The 26,083-nt window shown below is 72.0% G+C and carries 24 protein-coding genes; 15 read left to right on the plus strand and 9 right to left on the minus strand.

Features of this window, described 5'->3' with window-relative positions; genetic code table 11:
- Nucleotides 1-776 precede the first annotated feature (776 nt).
- Nucleotides 777-2,138, plus strand: coding sequence for a ricin-type beta-trefoil lectin domain protein (locus tag DY218_RS04485; RefSeq protein WP_128554591.1), 1,362 nt, complete (start codon nucleotides 777-779; stop codon nucleotides 2,136-2,138).
- A gap of 5 nt (nucleotides 2,139-2,143) precedes the next feature.
- Here DY218_RS04485 and hutI read toward each other — a convergent pair whose 3' ends face one another.
- The 4 genes from hutI to hutU all read right to left on the minus strand — a co-directional run bounded on the left by hutI (nucleotide 2,144) and on the right by hutU (nucleotide 7,850).
- Nucleotides 2,144-3,331 (minus strand): imidazolonepropionase, encoded by a 1,188-nt coding sequence (hutI, locus tag DY218_RS04490; protein ID WP_128554592.1) that lies wholly within the window; start codon nucleotides 3,329-3,331, stop codon nucleotides 2,144-2,146.
- A gap of 144 nt (nucleotides 3,332-3,475) precedes the next feature.
- Nucleotides 3,476-4,828 (minus strand): formimidoylglutamate deiminase, encoded by a 1,353-nt coding sequence (locus DY218_RS04495; protein ID WP_128554632.1) that lies wholly within the window; start codon nucleotides 4,826-4,828, stop codon nucleotides 3,476-3,478.
- On the minus strand, nucleotides 4,825-6,015 hold the full coding sequence (locus tag DY218_RS04500) for an allantoate amidohydrolase (protein WP_128554593.1): 1,191 nt from the start codon (nucleotides 6,013-6,015) through the stop codon (nucleotides 4,825-4,827). Before DY218_RS04500 ends, DY218_RS04495 begins: the two co-directional genes overlap by 4 nt.
- A gap of 170 nt (nucleotides 6,016-6,185) precedes the next feature.
- Nucleotides 6,186-7,850, minus strand: a complete 1,665-nt coding sequence (gene hutU / locus DY218_RS04505; RefSeq protein ID WP_128554594.1) for a urocanate hydratase — start codon at nucleotides 7,848-7,850, stop codon at nucleotides 6,186-6,188.
- Nucleotides 7,851-8,037: 187 nt separating this feature from the next.
- Here hutU and DY218_RS04510 point away from each other — a divergent pair, with 187 nt between their 5' ends.
- A complete protein-coding gene (locus DY218_RS04510; RefSeq protein ID WP_128554595.1) occupies nucleotides 8,038-9,420 on the plus strand; it encodes an APC family permease in 1,383 nt (460 codons plus the stop codon).
- A gap of 31 nt (nucleotides 9,421-9,451) precedes the next feature.
- On the opposite strand, the gene DY218_RS04515 is transcribed toward DY218_RS04510, so the two are convergent.
- Nucleotides 9,452-10,288 carry a MurR/RpiR family transcriptional regulator gene (locus DY218_RS04515; RefSeq protein WP_128554596.1) on the minus strand — a complete coding sequence of 279 codons (837 nt, stop codon included), beginning with the start codon at nucleotides 10,286-10,288 and terminating at the stop codon, nucleotides 9,452-9,454.
- A 51-nt stretch (nucleotides 10,289-10,339) separates the two neighbouring features.
- Nucleotides 10,340-11,830, minus strand: coding sequence for an aromatic amino acid ammonia-lyase (locus DY218_RS04520; protein WP_128554597.1), 1,491 nt, complete (start codon nucleotides 11,828-11,830; stop codon nucleotides 10,340-10,342).
- A 148-nt stretch (nucleotides 11,831-11,978) separates the two neighbouring features.
- On the opposite strand from DY218_RS04520, the gene DY218_RS04525 reads away from it, so the two are divergent.
- From DY218_RS04525 to DY218_RS04545, 5 genes are all read left to right on the plus strand, one after another.
- Nucleotides 11,979-13,130 (plus strand): ABC transporter ATP-binding protein, encoded by a 1,152-nt coding sequence (locus tag DY218_RS04525; RefSeq protein WP_128554598.1) that lies wholly within the window; start codon nucleotides 11,979-11,981, stop codon nucleotides 13,128-13,130.
- Nucleotides 13,127-13,777, plus strand: coding sequence for an ABC transporter permease (locus DY218_RS04530; protein ID WP_128554599.1), 651 nt, complete (start codon nucleotides 13,127-13,129; stop codon nucleotides 13,775-13,777). Before DY218_RS04525 ends, DY218_RS04530 begins: the two co-directional genes overlap by 4 nt.
- 1 nt (nucleotide 13,778) lies before the next feature.
- The gene (locus DY218_RS04535) at nucleotides 13,779-14,450 is read left to right on the plus strand and encodes an ABC transporter permease (RefSeq protein WP_128554600.1); all 672 of its coding nucleotides are present in this window, start codon (nucleotides 13,779-13,781) and stop codon (nucleotides 14,448-14,450) included.
- Between the two features lie 27 nt (nucleotides 14,451-14,477).
- Nucleotides 14,478-15,401, plus strand: a complete 924-nt coding sequence (locus DY218_RS04540) for an ABC transporter substrate-binding protein (RefSeq protein ID WP_128554633.1) — start codon at nucleotides 14,478-14,480, stop codon at nucleotides 15,399-15,401.
- A 255-nt stretch (nucleotides 15,402-15,656) separates the two neighbouring features.
- On the plus strand, nucleotides 15,657-16,082 hold the full coding sequence (locus DY218_RS04545) for a hypothetical protein (protein WP_128554601.1): 426 nt from the start codon (nucleotides 15,657-15,659) through the stop codon (nucleotides 16,080-16,082).
- Nucleotides 16,083-16,393: 311 nt separating this feature from the next.
- Here DY218_RS04545 and DY218_RS04550 read toward each other — a convergent pair whose 3' ends face one another.
- Nucleotides 16,394-17,788 (minus strand): cystathionine beta-synthase, encoded by a 1,395-nt coding sequence (locus tag DY218_RS04550; RefSeq protein ID WP_128554602.1) that lies wholly within the window; start codon nucleotides 17,786-17,788, stop codon nucleotides 16,394-16,396.
- 205 nt (nucleotides 17,789-17,993) lie between these two features.
- Here DY218_RS04550 and DY218_RS04555 point away from each other — a divergent pair, with 205 nt between their 5' ends.
- From DY218_RS04555 to DY218_RS04565, 3 genes are all read left to right on the plus strand, one after another.
- Nucleotides 17,994-19,067, plus strand: coding sequence for an SGNH/GDSL hydrolase family protein (locus tag DY218_RS04555; protein ID WP_128554603.1), 1,074 nt, complete (start codon nucleotides 17,994-17,996; stop codon nucleotides 19,065-19,067).
- 70 nt (nucleotides 19,068-19,137) lie between these two features.
- Complete coding sequence (locus tag DY218_RS04560) at nucleotides 19,138-20,358, plus strand: acetyl-CoA C-acetyltransferase (RefSeq protein WP_128554604.1); 1,221 nt, start codon at nucleotides 19,138-19,140, stop codon at nucleotides 20,356-20,358.
- A 352-nt stretch (nucleotides 20,359-20,710) separates the two neighbouring features.
- Entirely contained in the window at nucleotides 20,711-21,559 is an 849-nt protein-coding gene (locus tag DY218_RS04565; protein WP_128554605.1) for a hypothetical protein, read from the plus strand.
- Between the two features lie 31 nt (nucleotides 21,560-21,590).
- Here DY218_RS04565 and DY218_RS04570 read toward each other — a convergent pair whose 3' ends face one another.
- On the minus strand, nucleotides 21,591-21,902 hold the full coding sequence (locus tag DY218_RS04570) for a hypothetical protein (protein ID WP_128554606.1): 312 nt from the start codon (nucleotides 21,900-21,902) through the stop codon (nucleotides 21,591-21,593).
- A gap of 105 nt (nucleotides 21,903-22,007) precedes the next feature.
- Between DY218_RS04570 and DY218_RS04575 the strand changes: the two genes are divergently transcribed.
- Entirely contained in the window at nucleotides 22,008-22,238 is a 231-nt protein-coding gene (locus DY218_RS04575) for a DUF4287 domain-containing protein (RefSeq protein ID WP_128554607.1), read from the plus strand.
- A 129-nt stretch (nucleotides 22,239-22,367) separates the two neighbouring features.
- Here DY218_RS04575 and DY218_RS04580 read toward each other — a convergent pair whose 3' ends face one another.
- Complete coding sequence (locus DY218_RS04580; RefSeq protein WP_128554608.1) at nucleotides 22,368-23,258, minus strand: Bax inhibitor-1/YccA family protein; 891 nt, start codon at nucleotides 23,256-23,258, stop codon at nucleotides 22,368-22,370.
- Between the two features lie 281 nt (nucleotides 23,259-23,539).
- Between DY218_RS04580 and DY218_RS04585 the strand changes: the two genes are divergently transcribed.
- The 4 genes from DY218_RS04585 to DY218_RS04600 all read left to right on the plus strand — a co-directional run bounded on the left by DY218_RS04585 (nucleotide 23,540) and on the right by DY218_RS04600 (nucleotide 26,081).
- A complete protein-coding gene (locus DY218_RS04585; RefSeq protein ID WP_128554609.1) occupies nucleotides 23,540-24,025 on the plus strand; it encodes a DUF1269 domain-containing protein in 486 nt (161 codons plus the stop codon).
- A 123-nt stretch (nucleotides 24,026-24,148) separates the two neighbouring features.
- A complete protein-coding gene (locus DY218_RS04590) occupies nucleotides 24,149-24,967 on the plus strand; it encodes a hypothetical protein (RefSeq protein ID WP_128554610.1) in 819 nt (272 codons plus the stop codon).
- Between the two features lie 73 nt (nucleotides 24,968-25,040).
- Nucleotides 25,041-25,592, plus strand: a complete 552-nt coding sequence (locus DY218_RS04595) for a GNAT family N-acetyltransferase (protein ID WP_128554611.1) — start codon at nucleotides 25,041-25,043, stop codon at nucleotides 25,590-25,592.
- 15 nt (nucleotides 25,593-25,607) lie between these two features.
- Nucleotides 25,608-26,081: a nitroreductase family protein gene (locus DY218_RS04600; RefSeq protein ID WP_128554612.1), complete on the plus strand. Its 474-nt coding sequence runs from the start codon at nucleotides 25,608-25,610 to the stop codon at nucleotides 26,079-26,081.
- The last annotated feature ends 2 nt before the right edge of the window (nucleotides 26,082-26,083 follow it).

A 26,083-nucleotide genomic window follows, 5' to 3' on the forward strand; every position in this document is an offset into this window, starting at 1 on the left:
CCGCGGCGCAGCCCGCACCGCCGGCCGGGCCCGCGACGGCGGGTTCCGGCCTCGCCGCGCTTCCGAGGACCGCACGCGGACGGGCCGCCGGAGCCGCCTTCGGGTCCACCGCCGTTCCACCGCTGCCGACTTCGGCGTCGACGTCGGCAGGGGTTCGTGGGCGTACGGGACGCCGGGGCGGCCCGGCGGGAGGCGGAGCGCTGCCGGGCACCGGGGCGGTGCCGGCGCCCGCAGCCGCACCCGGGCCAGGGGCCGACGCCGTCGGCATACCACCCCGTCCGACATCGACGCCGGCAGGCGGCTCCGCACCGGGCGGCGAGACACCGGCGCCCTCCGCAGCAGCACCGAACCCCCTGACCGGAACCACCGACGGAACAGCACACGGCGCCACCGGCATACCGCCCCGCCCGGCCTCGGCGCCGGCAGCAGCGTCCGGACGGGCCGCGCGGCGGCGTACGGCGCAGGGTGGGCCTGGTCCAAGGGCGGGGCGAGCGGCCGTAGTCGGGGCGGGACCCGGCGGTGTCGAGGAGCCGTCCGGGCCTGCTTCCGCCGTGGAGCCGCGGGGCCGCAAGGCGCGGCGGCGGGAGGCCGAGCGGAGCGGCGGGGCGCCGGAGCGCGCAGGCGGGACACCGAGCTCCAGGACGATCCTCGGGACCCCGGGGACCGGGAGCCGCGGCACCGGCACACCGCCCCGCCCGACGTCACAACCGGCACCGACGGGAGTCGGCAGCGGGGCCTCCGGCGAGGCCGCCCGGCCGGGCACCGGCTCCGGGCACATGGCGGACACCGGGCAACAGTCCGCCCGGCAGCCCGGCGGCGGACCCGCACAGGACGGCACGGACTGGGCCGCCTTCGCGCCGGACGACAGCGCGACGGGCCGGACCACCACCGACCCCACGAACAGCAGCACCGCGGGGCCGGGCGCGAACGGCGCCCCGAAGCCCGGCGGGCGCTACGACTCCGGCAGCTCGGATCCGGACGGCGCGGACCGGGAGTGGGCCGCCTTCGGCCGGGAGCACGACGGCGCGGACCCCGGCACGCTCCGGCCCCACGGCGAGAGCCCGGACAGCAGCACCGGCGGGATCTACGGCGACCGACCGGACAGCGGCACGGCGTGGACCACCGGCGGGCTCGGGACGCAGGGCGCCCCCGCGATGCCCACCTCCCGGCCGAGCGAAGGCGCAGTCGGCGGGCACCACTCCGACCGGCCGGACCACCCCCTCACCCGGGAGGACACCGGGAGGCACAAGCCCGAGCGCACCCGGTTCGGCGGCACCCGCCGGCACGGGTGGGCCACCGGAGCCGACGGGCCGGCCGGCGCGGAGACCGGCGGGCACACGGTCCGCCCGGCCGACATCGCCGCGTTCGACGACGGCGGGACCGCTGTGGCGGACCACCCCGCCCCGGCACCGCGGCGCCGCGGCGGGCGGCACGGGAGCGGCGACGGGCTCGCCGCGCTCGGGGCGCCACGCGGCTTCACGCTCGGGGCCGTGGTGCTCGGGGTGACGCTGGCGCCGTTGGCCCTGATCCTGCTCACCACCGGCTCGGACGAGGACACCGGCTCACGCGGCAACGGCACCGCGCCGTCCGCCGCACCGCCCGGCCCCGAGGTCACCGTCACCGCCACGGTGCCCGCTCCACCGACCGAGCCCACCCCGCCCGAACAGGCCACGCCACCACCGGAGTCGGACCCGCCGGAGACCTCGGCGCCCTCGTACCGGCGCGGGGACTTCACCCAGCTGGTCAACGCCCGCACCGGGCTCTGCCTGGACATCGAGGACGGCGAACTGAAGAAGCGCACCGATGTCGTCTCGATCAAGTGCAGCGCATCCGACACCCAGCGCTGGCGGGTGGACATCGACCGCGGCGTCATCCAGTCGCACGCCGACCCGTACTTCTGCCTGGACGGCCGCGGCGAGCCGGACCGCGCGGTGGTCATCCGGGCCTGCGACGCGGTCGACGACGACGACCCGTCCGGCCTGTCGTTCACCGTGGACGCCGCGGGCACCATCCGCGCGGTCGCGGTGCGGGGCCACGTGCTCACCCCGCGGGACGACAAGGAGGGCAGCGGCGTGGTCCTGCGCAAGGCCGACTCCGGCCAGGACCAGCGCTGGAGGTCCGGCAAGTCCCCCGTCTGAGGCCTTCAGACCGCGGGCCCACCGCCGACGACCCGTGCGCCCCGCTGCCACACGTCGGTGACCAGCGGCACACCCGGACGGTAGGCGAGGTGGACGTGACTGGGCGCGTCGAGGAGCACCAGATCGGCGCGCGCCCCGGGCACGATCCGGCCGACGTCGTCGCGGCGCAGCGCCCGTGCGCCGCCCGCGGTGGCCGCCCGGATCGCCTCGTCCGGAGTCATGCCCATGTCCCGTACAGCGAGCGCGATGCAGAACGGCAGCGAGGACGTGAACGAGGACCCGGGGTTGCAGTCCGATGAGAGCGCCACGGTCGCGCCCGCGTCGAGGAGCCGGCGCGCATCGGGCCACTCGGCGCGGGTGGAGAACTCGGCGCCGGGCAGCAGCGTCGCCACCGTGTCGCCCTGGGCGAGCGCGTCCACGTCGCTGTCGGTGAGGTGGGTGCAGTGGTCCGCGCTCGCCGCGTCGAGCTCGACGGCGAGCTGCACCCCGGGGCCGTACGACAGCTGGTTCGCGTGCACCCGCGGGGTGAGGCCCTTGGCCCGGCCCGCGGTGAGGATCGCGCGTGCCTGATCCCCGTCGAAGGCGCCCTTCTCGCAGAAGACGTCGACCCAACGGGCGTACGGGGCACAGGCGTCGAGCATCTCGCCGGTCACCAGGGCGACGTACGCGGCAGGGTCCTCGGCGTAGTCCGGGGAGACGATGTGCGCGCCGAGGAAGGTGACCTCGTCGGTGTGCTCGCGGGCGATGCGCAGGGCGCGGGCCTCGTCCTCGACGGTCAGTCCGTAGCCGGACTTGGTCTCGAAGGTGGTGGTGCCCTGGCGGAGTGCCTCCGCGAGGTAGCGGGCGACGTTCGCGGAGAGCTCCTCGTCGCTCGCGGCGCGGGTGGCGGCGACGGTGGTACGGATGCCGCCGGCGGTGTAACTGCGGCCCGACATACGGGCGTTGAACTCCCGGGTGCGGTCGCCGGCGAAGACGAGGTGGGAGTGGGAGTCGACGAATCCGGGGATCGCGGCGCGGCCGCCCGCGTCGTGCGCGGTGTCGGCGGCGGGGGCGGTGGCCGCGGGGCCGGTCCAGGCGATCTCTTCGCCGTCCAGGACGACGGCGGCGGCCTCGATCAGGCCCAGGGGGCCGTCGCCCCGGGTCTCGTCGTTCGTGACGAGCGAGCCGATGTTCGTGATGAGGGTGGTGGTCATGGGTCCTCCCGGTGGGTTGTTTCCCCAGCCCCGCCCCTTCCCGAAAGTCCTCAATCGCCGGACGGGCTCCATAGGAGCCCCTCCGGCGTTTGAGGAGGCCCGCCCGGCAGGGCTTTCGGGAAGGGGCGGGGCTGGGGAGCATTTCTAGGGCCGCAGCGCGGCAATCGCAGACGCCAACTCCCCCGCCACGTCCGGCACGGACAGGTGGACACCGGACCGCACCACGGTCCGCCCCGCCACCACGACATGACGGACGTCACCCGCGGCGCCCGCGAACACCACCGCCTCCGCCGCAAGCCGCGGCACCGGCCCGGCCGTCCGTACCGAATCGAGCGCGACGCAAGCGAAGTCGGCAAGGCGGCCCACCTCGAGGGCCCCCGCAGAGTCCCACCCCAGCGCCGAGTGCCCCGCCCCGGACGCGGCTCGAAGGAGCGCCGCCGCCGTCCAGTGCCCCCGCGTCCGCGACCGCAGCCGCTCGTTCAGCTCGAGCGCCCGCGCCTCCTCCAGGAGATCGATCACGGCGTGGCTGTCGGAGCCGAGCGACAGTGGCGAGCCCGCCCGCTCGAGCGCGGGCGCGGGCCCGATCCCGTCGGCCAGATCGCGTTCCGTCGTCGGGCACATGCAGGTACCGGTGCGGGAGCCGCCGATAAGGGCGATGTCCTCGTCGGTGAGGTGGGTGTTGTGGACGCCGGTGGTCCGCGGCCCGAGCACCCCGTGGTCGGCGAGCAGCCGGGTGGGCGTACAGCCGTGGGCCGCCACACAGGCGTCGTTCTCCGCGGTCTGCTCGGAGAGATGGACGTGCAGCGGCGCGTCCCGCTGCCGGGCCCATTCGGCGACCGTGCCCAACTCCCCCGCGGGGACGGCCCGTACGGAGTGCACCGCCGCCCCGATCCGCGCATGCCCTGCGCCCTTGAGCGCCGAGACCCGCTCGGCCCACTCCTCCGCGCTGCCGTCGGAGAACCGCTGCTGGTGCGTGTTCGGCGGCTTCCCGAAGCCGCCCGCCAGATACGCCGTGTCGAGCAGCGTGATCCGGATGCCCGCCTCGGCGGCCGCGGCGATCAGCGCCTCCCCCATGGCGTTCGGGTCGTCGTAGCGCGCCCCGCCCGGCGCATGGTGGAGGTAGTGGAACTCTCCGACGGCCGTGATCCCGGCGAGTGCCATCTCCGCGTACACGGCCCGCGCGAGGCGGAAGTACGAGTCCGGGTCGAGCCGCGAGGCGACCTGGTACATCACCTCGCGCCAGGTCCAGAAGGTGCCGCTGCCCACCTGCACGGTGCCGCGCAGGGCGCGGTGGAAGGCGTGCGAATGGGCGTTGGCGAGGCCGGGGACCGTGAGGCCGTGCAGCGCCTCGTCGCCCGGTCCCGGGCGCTCGGCCCCGCGCCGTACCGCCGCGATCCGGCCGTCGGCGGCGACGTCCACGGCCACGCCGGGCTCGACGTGGGAGCCGAGCCAGGCGTGCTCCAGCCAGTACGTCCGCGACGGCTCCTGTGTCGTCATCGGCACGCGAGACCCTCCAGTACGTCGGCGAGCGCGGTCACCCCGGCCAGGCAGTCGTCCTCCGCGGCGAACTCGGCCGGGGAGTGCGAGACGCCCGTGGGGTTGCGTACGAACAGCATGGCCGTCGGGATGCTCGCGGAGAGGATTCCCGCGTCGTGTCCCGCGCCGGTGCCGAGCACGGGGGTGTCCGGGCCGAGGATGCCGGTGAGCTCGTCGCGCAGCGCGTGGCCGAACTCGACGACGGGTGTGAACGACTCGCGCACCACGTCCAGGTCGACGCCGTGCCGCGCGGCGTGCTCCCGGGCGGCCTTCTCCACTGCGGTGACGACGGTGTCGAGTGCGGACTGGTCGGCGGCGCGGCTGTCGAGCCAGCCGCGGACCAGGGACGGGATGGCGTTGACGCCGTTCGGCTCGACGGCGATCTTGCCGAAGGTGGCCACGGCGCCGGCGAGTTGGGCCTCCCGGCGGGCGGCGAGGACCGTCTCGGCGTACGGGAGCATCGGGTCGCGGCGGTCCACAAGGCGGGTGGTGCCGGCGTGGTTGGCCTCGCCGCGAAAGTCGAACCGCCAGCGGCCGTGCGGCCAGATGGCGCTCGCGACGCCGATGCGGTCGCCGGTCAGGTCCAGGGCGCGGCCCTGCTCGACGTGGAGTTCGACGAACGCGCCGATGCGGGCGAGGCGTTCCGGGTCCGGGCCGATCGCCTCGGGGTCGTGGCCGGCCTGCTCCATGGCCCGCGGCAGGGTGACGCCGTCGGCGTCCCGGAGGCGGTGGGCCTGGTCGCGGGTGAGCTGTCCCGCGGTGAGCCGGGAGCCGACGCAGGCGAGGCCGAAGCGGGCGCCCTCCTCGTCACCGAAGTTGACGATCGCCAGGGGTCTGGTGAACTCTGCTCCCCTGTGGCGGAGTTCGTCCAGGGCGGCGAAGGAGCTCACGACGCCGAGGGGGCCGTCGAAGGGGCCTCCGTCGGGGACGGAGTCCAGGTGGGAGCCGGTGACCACGGCGTCTTCCCGGGTGGGGTCGCCGAGCCAGGCCCACTGGTTGCCGTTGCGGTCCAGTTCGTAGGTCAGGCCCCTGGTCTCGGCCTGAGACCGGAACCAGTCCCGGCAGTCACGGTCTGCCTCCGTCCACGCGAAGCGGCGGTACCCCTTCGACTCTGCGTCGCGGCCGATGGGGGTCAGGTCTCGCCACATCTCGTGGAACGAGGGGGGATTGTCCCCAGCCCCGCCCCTTCCCGAAACCGGGGCTCCGCCCCGGACCCCGCTCCTCAAGCGCCGGAGGGGCTGAATTTCAGCCCCTCCGGCGTTTGAGGAGGCCCGTCCGGCAGGACTTTCGGGAAGGGGCGGGGTGGGGTGCATGTCACTCACGCGCCGTCACCCTCGCGCATGGGTACGCGGACACCCCGCGACGAAGCAACCGACTCCGCACCGGAGTAACCCGCATCCACATGCCGAATGACCCCCATCCCGGGATCGTTCGTAAGAACTCGCCGAATCTTCTCCCCGGCCAGCGCGGACCCGTCCGCCACCGTCACCTGCCCCGCGTGGATGGACCGCCCCATCCCGACCCCACCACCGTGGTGAAGCGAGACCCAGGACGCCCCGGACGCCACGTTCACCATCGCGTTCAGCAGCGGCCAGTCCGCGATCGCGTCGGACCCGTCCAGCATCGCCTCCGTCTCGCGGTACGGCGACGCGACGGACCCGCAGTCGAGGTGATCGCGGCCGATCGCAAGGGGCGCGGCCAACTCCCCCGAGGCGACCATGTCGTTGAACCGCTCCCCGGCCCGGTCCCGCTCCCCGTACCCGAGCCAGCAGATCCGCGCCGGCAGGCCCTGGAAGTGGACGCGCTCGCCGGCCATCCTGATCCAGCGGTGCAGCGACTCGTTCTCGGGGAAGAGCTCGAGGATCGCCTTGTCGGTCTTGTGGATGTCCGAGGCCTCCCCGGACAGCGCCGCCCAGCGGAAGGGCCCCTTGCCCTCGCAGAACAGCGGCCTGATGTACGCCGGTACGAAGCCGGGGAAGTCGAACGCCCGCCCGTACCCGGCGAGTTGCGCCTCACCGCGGATCGAGTTGCCGTAGTCGAAGACCTCGGCGCCCGCGTCCATGAAGCCGACCATGGCCTCCACGTGCCGGGCCATCGACTCGCGGGCCCGGGTGGTGAATCCGGCGGGGTCCTTCGCCGCGTACGAGGCCATCTCGTCGAAGTCGACGCCGACGGGGAGGTAGGCGAGCGGGTCGTGGGCGGAGGTCTGGTCGGTGACGATGTCGATGGGCGCGCCCTCGGCGAGCATCCGCGGGAGCAGCTCGGCCGCGTTGCCGAGCAGGCCGATGGAGAGCGGGCGGCGGGCGTCGCGGGCCTCGACGGCGAGCTGCAGCGCGTGCTCGACGGAGTCCGCGCGGACGTCCAGGTAGCGGTGCTCGATGCGGCGCTCGATGGCGCGCGGGTCGACGTCGATGCAGATCGCGACGCCGTCGTTCATGGTGACCGCGAGCGGCTGGGCGCCGCCCATGCCGCCGAGTCCGGCGGTGAGTGTGATGGTGCCGGCGAGCGTGCCGCCGAACTTCTTGGCGGCGACGGCGGCGAAGGTCTCGTAGGTGCCTTGCAGGATGCCCTGTGTGCCGATGTAGATCCATGAACCGGCCGTCATCTGGCCGTACATGGTGAGGCCGAGAGCCTCGAGGCGGCGGAACTCCTCCCAGTTGGCCCAGTCGCCGACCAGGTTGGAGTTGGCGATCAGGACCCGGGGCGCCCACTCGTGGGTCTGCATGACGCCGACCGGGCGGCCGGACTGGACGAGCATCGTCTCGTCCTGCTTGAGGGTGGTGAGGGTGCGCACCATCGCGTCGAAGGAGCGCCAGTCGCGGGCCGCCTTGCCGGTGCCTCCGTAGACGACGAGCTGCTCGGGGTGCTCGGCGACCTCGGGGTCGAGGTTGTTCTGCAGCATCCGCAGGGCGGCCTCCTGCTGCCAGCCCAGGGCGCTCGGCCGGGTGCCTCGGGGGGCTCGTACGGCGCGGGGTCCTGACATGGGGGGCCTCCTCGTGTAGCTGTCGGTGTCCGTGGCGGGTGTTCGTAAACGTATTCACATCCTGTTCCGCTGAATAGACCTAGTCAAGAGCGCGTCCGGGGCATCGTCCTGCCGGGCCTGGGCAGAACGACCGCAGAACGACCACTTGACCACCCGCGAGCAGTCCCCCAGACCTCCGGAGGTTGATGTGTCAGGCACCGTCCCGCCCGTCGAGGGCCCGGCCGACGGACCACCCGAAGGCCCCGCCGGCGAGCCGGCCCTCAAGCGCGCCATCGGCCCGAAGCTGCTGATCCTCTTCGTCATCGGCGACATCCTCGGCACGGGGATCTACGCGACGACGGGCAAGGTCGCCGACAAGGTGGGCGGCGCCCTCTGGCTGCCGTTCCTGATCGGCTTCGTGGTGGCCATGCTCACCGCCGCCAGCTATGTCGAACTGGTCGGCAAGTACCCGAAGGCGGCGGGAGCCGCGCTCTACACCCAGAAGGCGTTCAAGATCCCCTTCCTGACCTTCATCGTCGCCTTCATGGTGATGTGCTCCGGCCTGTCGTCGGCGAGCGCCGCGGCCCTCGCCTTCAGCGGCGACTATCTGAGCGAGCTGACCAGCGACGCGGTCTCGCCCACGCTCGTCGCGATCCTGTTCGTGCTGGCGCTCGCGGCGGTCAATCTGCGCGGCGTCTCGGAGTCGGTGAAGGCGAATGTGGTCCTCACCCTGGTCGAGCTGACCGGGCTCCTGGTGATCCTCGGCATCGGCGCCTGGGCCGTGCTCGGCGGCGAAGGGGAGCCGTCGCGGCTGGTCGAGTTCGAGACGTCGGGCACCGGATACGCCCTGATGACGGGGGTGCTCGGCGCCACCGCGCTCGGCTTCTTCGCCTTCGTCGGCTTCGAGGACTCGGTCAACATGGCCGAGGAGACCCAGGATCCGCAGCGCACCTTCCCGCGGGCGATCTTCATCGGCGTGACCGTCACCGGCACCATCTACGTCCTGGTGGCGCTGATCTCCTCGCTCCTGGTCAGCACCGAGACCCTCGCCGGCTCGAGCGGGCCGCTCCTCGAGGTGGTGAAGGCCGCGGGCACCGACTTCCCGCCGAAACTCTTCGCCCTGATCGCCCTGTTCGCGGTCACCAACTCGGCGCTGATCAACATGATGATGGCCTCCCGCCTCTGCTACGGCATGGCCAACGAGCGCATCCTGCCGCGGGCGATGGGCAAGGTCCTGTCCGGCCGCCGTACGCCGGTGGTCGGCATCGTCTTCGTCACGCTGCTCGCGCTCGGCCTGGTCTCCACCGGTGAGATCGCGGGGCTCGGCGACACCACCTCGTTCCTGCTCCTGTGCGTCTTCGCGGTGGTCAATGTCGCGGTGCTCGTGCTGCGCCGCGACCCGGTCGGCCATGCGCACTTCCGTACGCCGACGGCGCTGCCGGTACTCGGCGCGATCACGGCCCTGATCCTCGCCAGCCCGCTCGCCGACCGGCCCGCCGACGTCTACATCCGCGCGGGCGTCCTGGTCGCCCTCGGCATCGCACTCTGGGCGGTCAACAAGCTGGTGATGCGGGTACGGGCCGAGGGCTGAACCCGGGCACCGGGCCTGTTGGTGGAGCGGGTCACTCCACGAACAGCCCTCGCTCCGCCGCCGTCGCGTCGAAGGCCTCGAGTCGGGACTGCGCCTCCGGCAGGTGGTCGCACATCGCCTCGAGCAGGGCGCGCCCGAGCAGCATCGGCGAGCAGGCCGTGTCGAAGGCGAGACCGGTGCCGACGGCGGCCGGCAGCAGCAGGTCGGAGACCCGGGCGACCGGTGCGAAGGCGCTGTCCGCGACCGTGACCACGGTCAGCCCGGCCTGCTGGGCGTGTTCGAGCGCCTCGACGACCTCGCGCGGATGCCGCGGCAGCGCGAAGCAGAGCAGCACGCTCGCCCCGGCCCGTACCGCGGAGTCGATGCGGTCGCCGAGCATGGTGCCGCCCTCGTCGAGCAGCCGTACGTCGGGGTGCACCTTGGCGGCGAAGTACGCGAATCCGTGCGCCTGGGCGGCCGCGGCGCGCAGGCCGAGCACCGGCAACGGCCGTGATCCGGCCAGGAGTTCGGCCGCGCGCTGCACGGGGCCCGGATCGGCGAGCAGGTCGGCCAGATGCCGGAGATTCTCGATCTCCGCCTCGACGGCCTGCTGGAAGGTGTTGTCCGGGGCACCCGTCGCGGCGGGCTCGGCGGCCTCCAGCTCGCGCAGATGCTTGCGCAGCGCCGGGTAGCCGTCGAAGCCGAGGGCGACCGCGAAGCGGGTGACCGAGGGCTGGCTGACGCCCGCGAGTTCGGCGAGCTCCACGGACGAGAGGAAGGGCACGTCCGCGGCGCGCCGGACCATGCAGTGCGCGATGCGCCGCTGGGTCGGGGTGAGCCGGTGCCCCTCGAACAGCTGCTGCAGCCGGGTGGCCGGACGATCGCTCATGGGTTCCTCTCGGGCGGTTCCTACGGGGGCGGCGGCTTCGGACGGCGTGTCCTACAGCGCGGCGAGCCGGTCGAGCAGGCCCGCCGCCGCCGTGACGTCGTCGGTCAGCGGGCGGTCGGCGGGGTCGTCGTCGAGCAGTTCCGCTGCGAGCCGGAAGGCGACACCGACCGGCAGTTCGGGCTCCGGCTGCAGATCGCGCAGCCGCAACGCCCGTACGGCGGCCACGAGTTCACAGCCCACCACGAGACGGTACGGCTCCGCCACACGCAGGGTCTGCCGGGCGGCGAGCGAGGCGAAGCTGGCCTGTTCCTCGACGCCGCGGGAGAGCACGGTGTGCCCGAGCGAGGACGGCGCCGACACCTCGCGCAGCTCGCCGAGGGCGGCCCCGGCGGCGTACTCCAGGATCATCACCCCGGACGAGGCGGCCTCGCCGTCCGCGAGGAAGGGGCGCAGGCGGGTGAAGCCGGGCTCGTTCAGCGCCGCGAGCCGTGCGGTGGACAGGCGCGCGGTCCCCATCAGGGCCAGCCTGAAGTGGTCGAGTGCCAGGGCGAGTTGGGCGAGGTAGAAGCCGCCGTGGTGGTACGCGGCGTGGTCGTCGGCCGAGATCAGCGGGTTCTCCGCGGCGGCGTTGAGCTCGATGGCGAGGGTCTGCTCGAGCGTGTCGGCGGCGTCGCGCGCGGGGCCGTGGATCTGCGGCAGACAGCGGAATCCGTACGGGTCCTGGATCCGGCCGAGCGGCGGCGTCGGGCGCTCCGGGGCGCCGAGGAGATGGCGGCTGTGCGCGGCGACGGCGTACGAGCCCCGGTGCGGTCGGGCCGCGTGCACCGGCTCGGCGTAGGCCTCGTAGGAGCCGTCCACGGCGAGCAGCGAGAGCGCGCCGACCACCTGGGTGGCGACGGTGAGGGTGCGCAACTCCTCGAGTGCCAGGGCAGCTTGACCGAGCGTCAGGGCGTTGCTGCTGATCAGTGCGAGGGCGTCGTTGTTGTCGAGCGCGAGCGGTTCGGGGGCGCGGCCGCCGCGCCAGGGGCGTTCACCGGCGAGTGCGAGGCCGGCCTCGGAGAGGGCCGCGATGTCGCCGGTGCCGACCGAACCGTACTCGTGCACCACCGGATACGCCCCGCTGGTGAGGGCCTCGCACAGGCTGGTGACCACGGTGGGGCGCAGGCCCGCGCCGCCCGCCAGGATCTGGTTGGCACGGACGGCGAGCATGGCGCGCACCTCGCGGGCGGGCAGCTCCTCGCCGATCGCGCCGGCGTGCGAGCGGAGCAGGCGCAGCCCGTGCTCGGCGGCCGCCTCGGTGGGCACCGACTCGCTCCGGTTCGCGCCGACGCCGGTCGATCTGCCGTACACCCGGCCGGCCGCGGCGAGTTCACGTGCGGTGTCCCAGGACACCTCGGCGCGCTTGACGGCCTCGCTCGCGGGTACGGGTGCGGCGGTGCGGTCGGCGAGCCGGACCACGTCCGCGGCCCGCAGACTCCGCCCGTCGAGGGTCAGCGACTCGGTCGGCACCCCGGCCGCCTGGTCCACCATGCGAGATGACATCGGGCGCAAATCCCTCCGTTCCGGACAGGGCGTCTTGATCGGCGAGCACAAGTCACCCGCTCTTTACGTGCGGGCATTGACAACTTATTCACTCAGCAAGAACTCTGCATGAGCATATACAGCCGGGCAAGAGGCGAGTGATGAGCTGATGATCGAATTCCAAGCAGTGCACAAGCGCTTCCCGAACGGCACGACCGCGGTGCACGACCTGACCCTGGAGATGCCCGAAGGCGGCATCACGGTCCTCGTCGGATCCTCCGGTTGTGGCAAGACCACCACCCTTCGCATGATCAACCGCATGGTGGAGCCCACCAGCGGCACCATCCACGTGGGCGGCACCGACGTCACCGCACAGGACGCCGCCGAGCTGCGGCGCTCCATCGGATACGTCATCCAGCAGTCAGGCCTCTTCCCGCACCGCACCGTCCTCGACAACATCGCCACCGTGCCGCTGCTCCTCGGCTGGGGCCGCCGCAAGGCCCGCGCCCGCGCCGCGGAACTCCTGGACACCGTCGGCCTCACCGCCGAGTCCGGCAAGCGCTACCCGCACCAGCTCTCCGGCGGGCAGCAGCAGCGCGTCGGCGTGGCACGGGCGCTCGCCGCGGACCCGCCGGTGCTGTTGATGGACGAGCCGTTCGGCGCGGTCGACCCGGTCGTACGCACCCAATTGCAGGACGAACTCGTGCGCCTGCAAAAGGAGTTGAGCAAGACCATCGTCTTCGTCACGCACGACATCGACGAGGCGGTACGACTCGGCGACCGCATAGCCGTCTTCCGCACCGGCGGCCACCTGGTCCAGTGCGCCCCGCCCGCCGAACTCCTCGCCGCCCCGGCCGACGATTTCGTCGCCGACTTCCTCGGCGCCGAACGCGGCCTCAAACTGCTCTCCCTCGTCACCCTCGCCGACATCCCGCGCACCCCCGCCGCCACCGTCCACACCGGCGAGAAACCACCGGCCGGCGCCGGCTGGCTGCTCGTCACCGACGCGGCCGACCGCCCCCTCGGCTGGTTCGACGCCGCCACCGCGCCCAAGGGCACCGCAGCCGGCGACACCCCGCTGCTCCCCGTACGCCCCCTGCGCGACGGCGACACCCTGCTGTCCGCACTCAACGAATCCGTAGCGTCCCCCGCCGGACTTGTCGCACGCGTGGACGACGCCGGCGCCCTGACCGGAGTGTCCGCACGGGACGCCATCCACGACGGCGCGGGCCTCGCACACGCCGGCGCCCTCACCACCGCGGCCGGCACCCCCGCCCCGGCCGACGAGCCCGTCACCGCGGACGCGGGCGATGCCGTATGACCATCGACACCAGCTGGATCGGCAGCCATGCCGGCGAACTCACCTCACTGAGCGTCTCGCACCTCCAAGCCGCCCTGTCCGCCGTCCTGTTCGGCCTGCTGATCTCCCTCCCGCTCGCCGTCGTCGCCCACCGGATACGACCCCTGCGCGGAGTGCTCCTCGGCCTGTCCAACGTCCTCTTCACGATCCCGTCGATCGCGATCTTCGTCCTGCTGCTCCCGGTCTCCGGACTCACCCGCACCACCACCGTCATCGGCCTGACCATCTACACCCTGGTCGTCCTCCTGCGGAACACCGTCGAGGGCCTCGACTCCGTCCCGGCCAGGACCAAGGAGGCCGCCGTCGCCATGGGCACCCGCCCGCTGCGGGTCCTGCTCACCGTCGAACTCCCGCTCGCCCTGCCCGTCATCATGGCCGGCGTCCGTATCGCCACCGTCATGTCCATCTCGCTGGTCTCGGTGGCCACCTACATCGGCGACGGAGGCCTCGGCCAGCTCTTCACCGACGGCTTCCAGCGCAACTTCCCCACCCCGGTCGTCGCCGGCGTCGTCCTCACCCTGCTGCTCGCGCTGCTCGCCGACGCACTCCTGGTCGCCGCCCAGTACGCGCTCACCCCGTGGACCCGTACCAGGAAGCAGAGGGCCTGAGATGTACGAACTCTTCACCGACCTAGGCTCCTGGCTGGTCGGCTCACAGCAGTGGACCGGCGGCGACGGCATCGGCCACCGCCTCGCCGAACACCTCCAGTACTCCCTGATCGCCACGCTCATCGCCGCGGCCATCGCGCTGCCCGTGGGCCTGCTCATCGGCCACACCGGGCGCGGCGCCTTCCTCGCGATCAACCTCTCCTCGTTCGGGCGCGCCCTGCCGACCGTCGGCCTGGTCGTCCTGGTCTTCCTGGCCAGCGGACTGTCCATGACCCCGGTCTACGTCGCCCTGGTCGCCCTCGCCGTACCGGCCATCGTCACCAACACCTACGCCGGGATGAGCGCCGTCGACCCCGAGGTGCGGGACGCCGCACGCGGCCAGGGCATGCGCGGCCACCAGGTGCTCCTGCAGGTCGAGTTGCCCCTCGCACTGCCGCTGATCATGACCGGCCTGCGGCTCGCCCTCATCCAGGTCGTCTCCACGGCGACCATCGCCGCGTACGTCTCCTTCGGCGGCCTCGGCCGCTACGTCTTCGACGGTCTGGCCCAGCGCGACCTCGTCCAGGTGCTCGGCGGCGCGGTCCTGGTCGCCGTGCTCGCCGTCGCCCTCGACCTGGCACTCGCCGGTCTCCAGCGTTTCCTCTTCCGCCACCGCCGCGGCGCCACAGCCTAAAGACCCCAAGGACTTCGCATGCCCCACCTGAACCGACGCACCCTGCTCGGCGGCCTGCTCGCCACCGCATCCGTCCCCGCACTCGCCGCCTGCAGCAGCGGCATCACCTCACTGGACGGTGACGGAGGCGGCGGCTCCGGCGGCGGCTCCAGCAGCGGCGGCCTCACCATCGGCACCGCCAACTTCACCGAGAACCAGATACTCGGGTACCTGTACGCGGCCGCACTCGGCGCGGCCGGCGTCAAGACCGACGTCCGCGCCAACCTCGGCACCCGCGAGATCCTGATCCCCGCGATCAAGGGCGGCGACATCGACCTGCTCCCCGAGTACCAGGGCGCGCTTCTGCACTATCTCGACCCCAAGTCCGAGATCACCGAGGAGGGCGAGATGCAGAACGCCCTCGCCGTCGCCCTGCCGAAGGGCACCCAGATCCTCCCGTACGGCCGCGCCGAGAACTCCGACGTCTTCGCCGTCACCGAGGAGGCCGCCGAGAAGTACGGCCTGCGCACCCTCGCCGACCTCGCGAAGCACAACGGCAAGCTGGTCATCGGCGCCGCTCCCGAGGTCAAGAAGCGCACGGTCGGCGCGGTCGGTCTCAAGGATGTCTACGGCGTCGAGTTCAAGGAGTTCAAGTCCCTCGACTCCTCCGGCCCGCTGGTCAAGGGCGCACTCAAGAAGGGCGACGTCGACGTGGCCAACCTCTTCAGCACCGACACCGACATCAAGGCCGAGGGCTGGATCGTCCTCACCGACCCCAAGAACCTCATCCCCGGCCAGCACATCGTCCCCCTCATCGCCGACCGCAAGGCCGACTCCACGGTCCGCAAGGCCCTGGCCCGCCTCGGCACCGTCCTCACCACCCCCGAACTCACCGAACTCAACCGCAAGGTGGACAAGGACAAAAAGAACCCCCAGGAGGTCGCCGACACGTGGGCCGAGGCCCACCTCTAGAGCAGATCAATCTCAGCCCGCCCGACGTCGATTTCAGCCCGCCCGGCATCCATTTCAGCCCGTCCGGCATCCATTTCAGCCCGTACGGCGTTTGAGGACATCTTTTCCAGCCCGTCCGGCGTTTGAGGACATCCTTTCCAGCCCGTCCGGCCAAGGACAAAGACCCACGGCCCCGCACCCTGGGGGGCACCCCACACCCAAACCCTGGGGTTAACCCCACTGTGCAGAGCGCAGCGAATCCGTACCGTGGAACACATGGACGCCCCCGACCCCGAGCTCAAGAAGGAACTCGACGCCACCCTGCACACCCGCAGGGACCTCGGCGAGGAGTACGACTCCGCACTGATCGAGTCATTCCTGGAGAAGGTCGAGCACCGCATCGACACGACCATCGACCGCAGAGTCCGCCGACAGGTCGCCGAACAACAGATGAACGCGGCCCGCGACGCCCGCTCCGGCCGACCCTCCGAGGACTCCTGGGGCGAGCGCTTCGGCTTCGGCGTCGTCTCCCTCGTCCTGTCGGTCCCCCTGTCGGCGATCGGCGCGGTGAACGCGGGCCTCGCAGGCCTGATAGTCACCTGGGCCGGAATCGTGGGGGTCAACGCGGTACATGCCCGCCTCCGCTTCCCCCGCTTCGGCGAATCCCGCGGCCGCGACTCCGCATCGGACTGGGAGCCCTGAGCGCGAAGCGCGGGGACCGCCGCACCCCCTGGTGAAGGGGGGCGGGACGACGGCGGTCCCCGCGAGGGACGCGGGCCGGGTCAGGACCAGGCACTGTGCGCCCTGGGCGTTCAGGAGGTCCGGGAGCCGCTCCGGAGGTCCTGCGCGCCGCTCGGTCGCCGCCAGGCTTCCGGTCGCCCCCGAGCTGCCACCCGGTGGTCTCCGTCCCCCTGCCGACACCACGACTATGACGGACCCGTGTTAACCGAGTGCTGCGCCCACATGTCGCCCCCGTACCAGTCCGGGGAACCCCGACCGGGCGCCGCTCGCGCCTACTTGGAGCCGCGCGCCAGAAACGCGAGCAGGTCCTGACGGCTCACCACACCCGTCGGCCGGCCCTCCACCAGCACGATCGCCGCATCCGCCCCGGCCGACCGCCCGAGCACCTGCATCAGATCGGCCACCGGCTCACCCGAGCCGACCTGCGGCAGCGGATCCGACATGTGCTTCTCCAACGGGTCGGAGAGCGAGGCACGCTGGGCGAACAGCGCATCCAGCAGCTCCCGCTCCACGACGGAGCCGACCACCTCGGCCGCCATCACATCGGGGTGCCCGGCCCCCGGCTTGACGATCGGCATCTGCGAGACGTCGTACTCACGCAGCACCTCGATCGCCTCACCGACGGTCTCCTCCGGATGCATGTGGACCAGCTTGGGGATACCGCCCTGCTTGTACCGCAGGACGTCGCCGACGCTCTCGGACGGGCCGGACTCCTCCAGGAAGCCGTAGTCCGCCATCCAGTCATCGTTGAAGATCTTCGAGAGGTAGCCGCGGCCCGAGTCCGGGAGGAGGACGACGACGACGTCGTCGGGGTCGAGGGTCTTGGCGGCCTCGAGGGCCGCGACGACGGCCATGCCGCAGGAGCCGCCGACGAGGAGGCCCTCCTCGCGGGCCAGGCGGCGGGTCATCTGGAAGGAGTCCTTGTCGGAGACCGCGATGATCTCGTCGGTGACCTCGCGGTCGTAGGCCGAGGGCCAGAAGTCCTCGCCGACGCCCTCGACGAGATAGGGCCGCCCGGAGCCGCCCGAGTAGACCGAGCCCTCCGGGTCCGCGCCGATGATGCGGACCTTGCCGTCGGAGATCTCCTTCAGATAGCGGCCGGTGCCGCTGATGGTGCCGCCGGTGCCGATCCCCGCCACGAAGTGGGTGATCCGGCCCTCGGTCTGCTTCCAGAGCTCCGGGCCGGTGGTCTCGTAGTGCGAGCGGGGGTTGTCCGGATTGGAGTACTGGTCGGGCTTCCAGGCGCCGGGGGTCTCACGGACGAGGCGGTCGGAGACGTTGTAGTACGAGTCGGGGTGCTCGGGGTCGACCGCGGTCGGGCAGACCACGACCTCGGCGCCGTACGCCCGCAGCACGTTGATCTTGTCCGTGGACACCTTGTCGGGGCACACGAAGATGCACTTGTAGCCCTTCTGCTGGGCCACGATCGCCAGACCGACGCCCGTGTTGCCGCTGGTCGGCTCGACGATCGTGCCGCCGGGCCGCAGTGCGCCGCTCTGCTCGGCCGCCTCGATCATGCGCAGCGCGATGCGGTCCTTCACCGAGCCGCCGGGGTTGAAGTACTCGACCTTGGCCAGGACGGTGGCCCCGAGCCCTTCGGTCACGCGGTTGAGCCTCAGCAGCGGGGTGTTGCCGACGAGACTGATCATGGAGTCGTGGAAGTGCACCCTGTTCTCCAGGCATGAAGGAGTGATGATGCGGCCAGCGTATGCGCTTCGCGCCCGGTCGTCGCAGCACCGCCGGTACTGCCCGAGGAGTACCCGGGAAGTGCTCCGTACCCGTCCGGACCTTTCCCCCGGCTCGCCGAGATTGACCGACCGTCCTCACGGGGCAAGCAGTTGATGTACGGGCTTCGAGGAGGTGGCTGCGTCCATGTCGAGGGCGAGGGTGGCACGGCGCATCGCCGCGGGCGCGGCGTACGGCGGAGGCGGGCTCGGGCTTGTCGGTGCGGCGACGGTCGGTGTGGTGCTCGCGGAGGTACAGCTGGCGAAGCGCTCGGTGGGCAGCGGCGGATCGTCGTCCCCTCCGGTCGCGGACGGTCTCTACGGTGATCTGGGCGGCGAGGATCTGGCCGCGGGTGGTCCGCTGCGTCTGACGCTGCTCGGGGACTCGACGGCGGCGGGGCAGGGTGTGCACCGCGCCCGTCAGACGCCGGGTGCGCTGCTCGCCCTCGGGGTCGCGGCGATCGCCGAGCGGCAGGTGCGGCTGCGGAACGTGGCGTTGCCGGGTGCCCAGTCGGACGATCTGGACCGGCAGGTGAATCTGGTCCTGGCGAATTCGTCGGCGGTCCCGGATGTCTGCGTGATCATGATCGGTGCGAACGACGTGACGCATCGGATGCCGCCGACCCGTTCGGTGCGGCATCTGGCGACGGCGGTGCGCCGGCTGCGTACGGCGGGCGCCGAGGTGGTGGTCGGCACGTGCCCCGATCTGGGTTCGATCGAGCCGGTGTACCAGCCGTTGCGCTGGCTGGCCCGGCGGGTGTCACGGCAGTTGGCGGCCGCGCAGACGATCGGCGCGGTGGAGCAGGGGGCTCGTACGGTCTCGCTGGGTGATCTGCTGGGGCCGGAGTTCAAGGCGAATCCGCGGGAGCTGTTCGGTCCGGACAATTTCCATCCGTCGGCGGAGGGGTATGCGACGGCCGCGATGGCGGTGCTGCCGACGGTGTGTGCGTCGCTCGGTCTGTGGCCGGCCGAGGAGATGCGCCCCGACGTCTCGCGGAACGAGGGCTTCCTGCCGGTGGCCCGGGCCGCGGCGGAGGCGGCGTCCGAGGGCGGTACGGAGGTCACGGCCGCGATGCCGACGGGGCCCCGGGGCCCGTGGGCGCTCCTCAAGCGCCGTCGCCGGCAGCGGATTCCGGCGGACGCGGCGGTGGGCGTAGCCGATGCCCCCGTGGGTGAGCAAGCGCTTAGAAAAGAGGTGGGAGTCACACGCCGCAAGCGGTGACCCGCGCTCTACGTGCAGGTAACTTCCCCCACGGTCGTACCTGCTCGAACGAACCGAACTGGGAGTTCCGATGCCCGAAGCCGTGATCGTCTCTACCGCCCGGACCCCGATCGGACGCGCCTTCAAGGGCTCCCTGACGGAACTGCGCCCGGACGACCTGACCGCCACCATCATCCAGGCCGCGCTCGCCAAGGTGCCCGAGCTCGACCCGAAGGACATCGACGACCTGATGCTGGGCTGCGGCCTGCCGGGCGGCGAGCAGGGCAACAACCTGGGCCGCATCGTCGCCGTGCAGATGGGCATGGACCACCTGCCGGGCTGTACGGTCACCCGCTACTGCTCCTCGTCGCTGCAGACCAGCCGTATGGCGCTGCACGCCATCAAGGCGGGCGAGGGCGACGTCTTCATCTCGGCCGGTGTCGAGACCGTCTCGCGCTTCGCGAAGGGCAATTCGGACAGCCTGCCGGACACCCACAACCCGCTGTTCGCCGAGGCCGAGGCCCGCACCGCGACCGTTGCCGAGAAGGGCGCCGAGTCCTGGCACGACCCGCGCGAGGACGGCCTGGTCCCGGACCCGTACATCGCGATGGGCCAGACCGCGGAGAACCTGGCGCGGCTGAAGGGCGTGACCCGCGCCGAGATGGACGAGTTCGGCGTGCGTTCGCAGAATCTCGCCGAGGAAGCCATCAAGAAGGGCTTCTGGGAGCGCGAGATCACCCCGGTGACGACGCCGGACGGCACGGTCGTGAGCGCCGACGACGGCCCGCGCGCGGGCGTCACGCTGGAGGGCGTCTCGGGCCTGAAGCCGGTCTTCCGCCCCGACGGCCGGATCACCGCCGGCAACTGCTGCCCGCTGAACGACGGCGCCGCCGCGCTCGTCGTGATGAGCGACACCAAGGCCCGCGAGCTCGGCCTCACCCCGCTCGCCCGCATCGTCTCCACCGGCGTCTCGGGCCTGTCCCCCGAGATCATGGGTTACGGACCGGTCGAGGCGTCCGAGCAGGCGCTGAAGCGGGCCGGTCTGACCGTCGACGACATCGATCTGGCCGAGATCAACGAGGCGTTCGCCGCCCAGGTGATCCCCTCGTACCGGGACCTCGGGCTGCCGCTGGACAAGGTCAACGTGAACGGCGGGGCGATCGCCGTCGGCCACCCCTTCGGCATGACCGGCGCCCGGATCACCACCACCCTGATCAACAGCCTGCAGTTCCACGACAAGCAGTTCGGTCTGGAGACCATGTGCGTGGGCGGCGGGCAGGGCATGGCGATGGTCATCGAGCGCCTGAGCTGAGCCACGCCGGGGGCCGGACGGCCGCGGCTCTCCCCTCGCGCCGATCGGCGCGAGGTGGTGTGATGGGCGCACGGGGCAACTGTCCCGGCGTTCGCTCAGGGGCGCACGGGGCGTGACCCCGGGAGCACCCAGAGCATCAGGAGCCGCTCGAGCCCCAGTCGTGACCCAATCTCCCCCAGGATGTGACCTATGTCCTGGGGGAGCCGCATATCTGCAGGTCACAGGGGTCGCCGTCTAAACCTCGGGCCCTAAGACCTGACCGTTTCGTGACCTAATGCACTGACAGTTTCCCGTCCCTGACGACAAGCTGGGGTAGGAAGTCGGGGGTCGACTGAAATCCGGGAGAACGACAGTGAGCGCCATGCCTCTTGCCCTGCTGCTCACCACGGCCGCCGCCACGGCCGTGGGCGCCGTTGCCCTGCACTCCGTGCGCGGGCTCCGGAAGCAGATCACGTCGCTGCGCGGCGAGCTCGCCGCGAACCGCGCCGAGATCGACCAGTCCGCACGGGTCCCCGCCGCCCGCACCGCGCCGGAGGGCTCCGCGCGCACCGACCTGGCCACCATCCGCGCCGCCGTCTCCGAGGCCCTCGCCGAGGAGCGGGAGCGCGAGCTCGCCGAGGCGCGGGCCTTCTGGGCCGCGCAGGAGGCCCGCGACGCGTCGGACGCCCCGTCGCTGCTCGGCAATCTGCCGCCGAATCTCGCCGAGGAGCTGTTCCTGCCCCGCCCGGCCGACTTCGCCGGGCTCGAGCCGGGTCTCGATGCGGGCTTCGAGCCGGAGCTGGACACGGTGGAGACCACCGAGGTCGAGTTCGCCGAGGACTCCCCCGAGCTGGCCGCCGCCCGCCGCCGGCACCCCTCGCACCCCGACTTCGTGCCCGTGCAGGCCGTCCGGGACACCGTGAGCGACCACGAGTCGACGGTGCACCGCCTGGAGGGCCTGGCGCACGCCCGTACCGAGCTGTCCGACGTACGCCCCGGCCCGCTCGGCACGCTCGACGTGTACGTCTTCACCGACGGCACCACGCTCTGTATGACCCCGGGCCACCGGGAGACGGCCGAGCGCCTCGCTCAGGCGCTGCGGGCCGGTGAGACCCCGGTGCTGCTCGGCGGGTCCGGCATCTCCGGTGCGTACACCCTGACGTTCGAGTGCGGCGGCGAGACCGTCTACATCCTGGCGGACCGGGTCATAGCCTCCGCCTGACGCACTGCCGGGCCGGGGCCGCTCAGGCGGCTCAGACCCCGGCCCGCTGCTGCGCCTCGGCCACCAGGCCGACCGCTTCGGCGAGTTCACCGGGATCGGTGAGGACTAGCGCCAAATCCCGCGCGGCGACCGTGACTTGATCGGCGGCAGCGAACATGCCAGCGTCCGGCATCTCCCGCGGTTCTGTCCCCGGCTCCTCGATGGCCTGGGTCCGCGCCGACAACTCCCTGGCCAGACTCAGCGCTTCGGCGGCCGCGCCGCGCTGCAGCCGGCTCTGCGGGGCGGCCCGCAGCCGGTCGGCGAATCGGTCGGCGGCGCTCGTGAGCGTAGTGGTATCCAGCACTCCGCGACCCTATGCGCCCTCCGCGGACTGTTGCCAACGCACCGCCCCTCGGGCACGGTGGCGTGAAGGACTATCGACCAGTCACGCCAGCGTCCGGAGGCGCCGATGTCCCTAGTCTTCTCCGAGGAGACCCATCGCAATATGCTCGCCCGCATCCCCAACTGCACCGGCCGCGAAGTGTCCGACTGGCTTCGCGCCGTGGACGACGGCCCCGCCTTCCTCCGCTTCGAGGAGAAGGTCAGCTGGCTCCGCGGCGAGTACGACCTCGCATACGGCCACGCCAAGGCCATCGTCCACGAGTACGACATGAGAAGGGCCGCACGCCGGCTGATCTGAGCCGCGTGCCGCACCGTCCCGCTACCCGGCACGGACCGTCCGACCACTCCACACAGAGCCGAAGGCCCCGCGGACTGCTCCGCGGGGCCTTCGTCGTGGTCCGTCCGGCTGCTGCTGGGCTCAGCTGCGTCAGTCGTTGCCCTGCAGGATCGCGATCAGGCGCAGCATCTCCAGGTAGATCCACACCAGGGTCATGGTGAGGCCGAAGGCGGCCATCCAGGACTCCTCGCGCGGGGCGCCGTACGCGATGCCGTCCTCGACCTGCTTGAAGTCGAGGGCCAGGAAGAAGGCACCGAGCAGGACGCCGACGAGGCCGAAGATGATGCCCATCGTGCCGCTGCGGAAGCCGAGGCCGTTACCGCCGCCGAAGACCATGAACAGCAGGTTGACCGCCGTCAGAGCCAGGAACGAGATCGCGGCGATCATCAGGTAGCGCACGAAGCGTGCGTTGACCCGGACGATGCGGGTCTTGTACAGCACCAGCATGGTGACGAAGACCGCCATCGTGCCGAGTACCGCCTGCATGGCTGCGCCGCTGGCGACGAACTTGTTGACGTAGTTGCTGATCGCGCCGAGGAAAAGTCCCTCGAGGCCCGCGTACGCCAGGATCAGCGCGGGGACCGGCTTGCGCTTGAAGGACTGCACGAGCGCCAGGACCATGGCGACCAGACCGGCGCCGATGGCGAGGCCGAGGGCCATGTCGGTGACCCACGCCACCGCGGCACCGGCGATGACCAGGCCGAGCGTGATCGCGGTGCGCGAGACGACGTCGTCCATCGTCATGCGGCCGGTGGTGGTCGGGGCGCCGGGGAACCCTGGCTGGGCTCCGGGCTGTGCGTAAGGGTTCTGCGCGTACGGGTTGGTCGGTGCCTGCGGGGCCTGCGCGTACGGATTGCCTCCGTAGGGGGCGCCCTGGGTACCGACAGCGGGTCCCCCGGCCTGCGGCGCCGCGTTGAAGCCCGCGTGGCCGTTGTCGCGGCTGAACCCCCGTCGCGAGAAGACCGGGTTACTGCTCCTCATTTCACTCCTCCGTGGCCACCCAGTGTGGCCTTGGGTCAAGAGTAATGCGTTCGCAAAAGATGCACCCTAGTGCTCTGGGAGGATCTTTTCGCAGTACGCCCTCCCGTGGCCAGAGTCCATGGACCCCAGTTACGGCGAACCTTCCGCGAACCACGATCCACCAGGGGCAACGCGGCGGCATCCGGGAGCATTCCGTAGCGCGCATTTCTCGGCCTCAATTGGGCGAAATGCCCGACTCTGCTCTAGTTTTGCGGCATCCGAAGGAGACCTGAGGAGGCACCTTGTCCACGCTCACTGTTTGGAAGTTCGACACGGCGGACGGCGCGGGGGCGGTCGAGGAGACCCTGCAGTCGCTGCAGAAGCAACAGGTACTCAAGGTCCTCGACGCCGCGGTGGTCAGCTGGCCGGAGGGCGCGAGCAAGCCGGGGACCAAGCAGCTGCACAACCTGGTCGGGGCAGGCGCGCTGTCCGGCACCTTCTGGGGCATGCTCTTCGGCCTGATCTTCTTCGTACCGCTGCTCGGGGCGGCGATCGGGGCGGCCTCCGGTGCGCTCGCGGGCAAGTTCACCGACATCGGGATCGACGACGACTTCATCAAGGAGGTCAAGGAGCAGGTGACGCCGGGGACCTCGGCGCTGTTCCTGATGACCCAGGACGTCGTCGCGGACCGGGTGCGCGAGGCGCTGCCCGGACTGCAGGCGCAGCTGCTGCACAGCAATCTGGACGCGGACAGCGAGGCGAAGGTCCGGGAGATCTTCGCGGCCTGAGGTCCACCGGGCGCGCCGCCGGCCCGCGATCGCTGCGGATGCGACGCGGGCCGGCCTGTTCCACGCTGGGAGGCGTTCGGGGGACCCCCATCGGAAGGAACCGCGATGTCCAGGACGCCCAGGATGCCCAGGACTCCCGGGACACGGCGGGCGCCGCTCGTCGCCGCGGGCGCCACGCTGTGCGCGACCGCACTGCTCGGTGGTACGGCGGGCCTCGCGTACGCCGGGGACGCGGGCATCGGCCCGGACACCGCCGTCACCGAGGACAGAGCCGGTGCCGAGAACAGAGCCGTCGCCGAGGACAACGGCATCGCCGACATGAGCGCGTCCGAGATATCCGCGAAGGCCCGTGAGGCCGTACGGGGCGCCCGGTCGCTGCACATCCGGATGAGCATGGACGGCGCCACGGAGCCCGACGACGCGCGGTCCGTCGACCTGGCCGTCGACCGCGACGGAAACTGCGCCGGCACCGTCGGCTACGCGGGCAGTGGCGGCAACTTCGAGATCATCAAGCAGGGCGAGGACATCTGGCTGAAGCCCGACTCGGCCTGGTGGCGGGCCAACTTCGGCGCGGAGGCGGCCGAGGACACCGCCCAGTTCGAGGGCAAGCACCTGCAGGGCAGCACGGCGGACGAGGAGCTCGCCGACGTCGCCGAGGTCTGCGATCTCTCCGAGTACGTGGACGCGGTGGACGAGGGCCTCGGCGCCGACTCGCTGAAGAAGGGCGAGGAGAAGACCGTCTCGGACACCAAGGCCATCGAGCTCACCGGCACGGACGACGGCGCCGATGTGACCGTCGCGGTGGCCACGGACGGCAAGCCCTATCCGGTCGAGGTCACCCGGTCCGGCTCCGAGGCCGAGGAGGCCACCCTCGACTTCGACCAGCCGGTACCGTCCAACACCCCGCCGGCCGCCCAGTCGGAGCGGTGGCCGGAGCGGTAGCGACGAGCGCGCTCGGGTGCCGGGCCGCGGAAACCGCCTCGATGCGGGGGCCGGGTGTCACTACGGTGACCGGATGCCACCGGACTCGGCCCCGCCTACACCGGTGTCGGACCGCGTCCGGCACGCCACCGCGCTCGACGCCCCCGGCATCGGCGCCCTGAAGGTACGGGCCTGGCGGGCGGCGTACGGATCGTTCATGAGCCGCGCGCTGCTCGACTCGCTCGACCCTGCCGAGGACGCGGCCCGGTGGGCCGAGTACCTCTCCGACATCCCGGCCGATCACCGCCTCTGGGTCAGCGAGGCCGCGGGCGGGGTCACGGGCTTCTGCCGTACGGGCCCGACGGATGCGCGCCGGGACGCCGATCTCGGCGGCGCCGCGGCCGAGGTCCACGGCCTCTACATCGACCCCGCCCGCATCGGCACCGGTCTCGGCCGCGCGCTGTTCGCCCATGCGGTCACCGACCTCGAACGCCGCGGCCACGGCCCGGTCTGCGTCTACGCGTACACCCCGAACACGACCGCCGTCCGCTTCTACGAACGCGCCGGCTTCACCGCGGACGGCACCACCCGCCTCGACCCCGACGACGGCATCGAGGTCCCCGAAGTCCGCCTGGTCAAGCGGTAGTTCAGCCGCGCCTGGCTGTCGGACGCCGCGTCCCGGTGGCAGGATCGGCCGCCATGGCCGTTCGTGCCCGCCAGGGTCGAGCAGACACCGACCATGGCAAACGCCCCTCTGGTCGTCGTGCCGCTGGCGCACAAGGCCGCCTATCTCGCGCGGTACGCGGAGCCCGACAAGGGCTGGGAGGACCGTGCCGAATCCCGCTGGCCCGCCCCGTACTGGCACATCGACACCGGGATGGCCGCCTTGCTGATGCTGCTGACCGCGGTCGACGAGGGGCTCGGGGCCTGCTTCTTCGGCATCATGCCGGACGAACTGGTGCCCTTCCGGGAGGAGTTCGGCATCCCCGAGGAGTACGCGCCCATCGGCGGGATCACTGTCGGCCACCGCGCCGACGACGTCCCGGTTCAGAGTCCCCGCATCGCGGAGCGCCGTCGCACCGCCGAGGAGGTCGTCCATCACGGGCACTGGGGCGGCGGCGCGGCCGCACGCTGATC

Source organism: Streptomyces triticagri (genome assembly GCF_003429565.1).
In the GTDB taxonomy this organism is placed as follows: Bacteria; Actinomycetota; Actinomycetes; order Streptomycetales; family Streptomycetaceae; genus Streptomyces; species Streptomyces triticagri.

Bases quoted from the DNA above. Each gene is read 5' to 3' on its own strand.
- DY218_RS04535 (WP_128554600.1), top strand. From the start codon at position 13,779: ATGTACGAACTCTTCACCGACCTAGGCTCCTGGCTGGTCGGCTCACAG.
- DY218_RS04495 (WP_128554632.1), bottom strand. From the start codon at position 4,828: ATGACGACACAGGAGCCGTCGCGGACGTACTGGCTGGAGCACGCCTGG.
- DY218_RS04590 (WP_128554610.1), top strand. From the start codon at position 24,149: ATGCCCAGGACTCCCGGGACACGGCGGGCGCCGCTCGTCGCCGCGGGC.
- DY218_RS04595 (WP_128554611.1), top strand. From the start codon at position 25,041: ATGCCACCGGACTCGGCCCCGCCTACACCGGTGTCGGACCGCGTCCGG.
- DY218_RS04580 (WP_128554608.1), bottom strand. From the start codon at position 23,258: ATGAGGAGCAGTAACCCGGTCTTCTCGCGACGGGGGTTCAGCCGCGAC.
- DY218_RS04530 (WP_128554599.1), top strand. From the start codon at position 13,127: ATGACCATCGACACCAGCTGGATCGGCAGCCATGCCGGCGAACTCACC.
- DY218_RS04575 (WP_128554607.1), top strand. From the start codon at position 22,008: ATGTCCCTAGTCTTCTCCGAGGAGACCCATCGCAATATGCTCGCCCGC.
- DY218_RS04485 (WP_128554591.1), top strand. From the start codon at position 777: ATGGCGGACACCGGGCAACAGTCCGCCCGGCAGCCCGGCGGCGGACCC.
- DY218_RS04560 (WP_128554604.1), top strand. From the start codon at position 19,138: ATGCCCGAAGCCGTGATCGTCTCTACCGCCCGGACCCCGATCGGACGC.
- hutI (WP_128554592.1), bottom strand. From the start codon at position 3,331: ATGACCACCACCCTCATCACGAACATCGGCTCGCTCGTCACGAACGAC.
- DY218_RS04515 (WP_128554596.1), bottom strand. From the start codon at position 10,288: ATGAGCGATCGTCCGGCCACCCGGCTGCAGCAGCTGTTCGAGGGGCAC.
- DY218_RS04525 (WP_128554598.1), top strand. From the start codon at position 11,979: ATGATCGAATTCCAAGCAGTGCACAAGCGCTTCCCGAACGGCACGACC.
- DY218_RS04545 (WP_128554601.1), top strand. From the start codon at position 15,657: ATGGACGCCCCCGACCCCGAGCTCAAGAAGGAACTCGACGCCACCCTG.
- DY218_RS04520 (WP_128554597.1), bottom strand. From the start codon at position 11,830: ATGTCATCTCGCATGGTGGACCAGGCGGCCGGGGTGCCGACCGAGTCG.
- hutU (WP_128554594.1), bottom strand. From the start codon at position 7,850: ATGTCAGGACCCCGCGCCGTACGAGCCCCCCGAGGCACCCGGCCGAGC.
- DY218_RS04500 (WP_128554593.1), bottom strand. From the start codon at position 6,015: ATGTGGCGAGACCTGACCCCCATCGGCCGCGACGCAGAGTCGAAGGGG.
- DY218_RS04555 (WP_128554603.1), top strand. From the start codon at position 17,994: ATGTCGAGGGCGAGGGTGGCACGGCGCATCGCCGCGGGCGCGGCGTAC.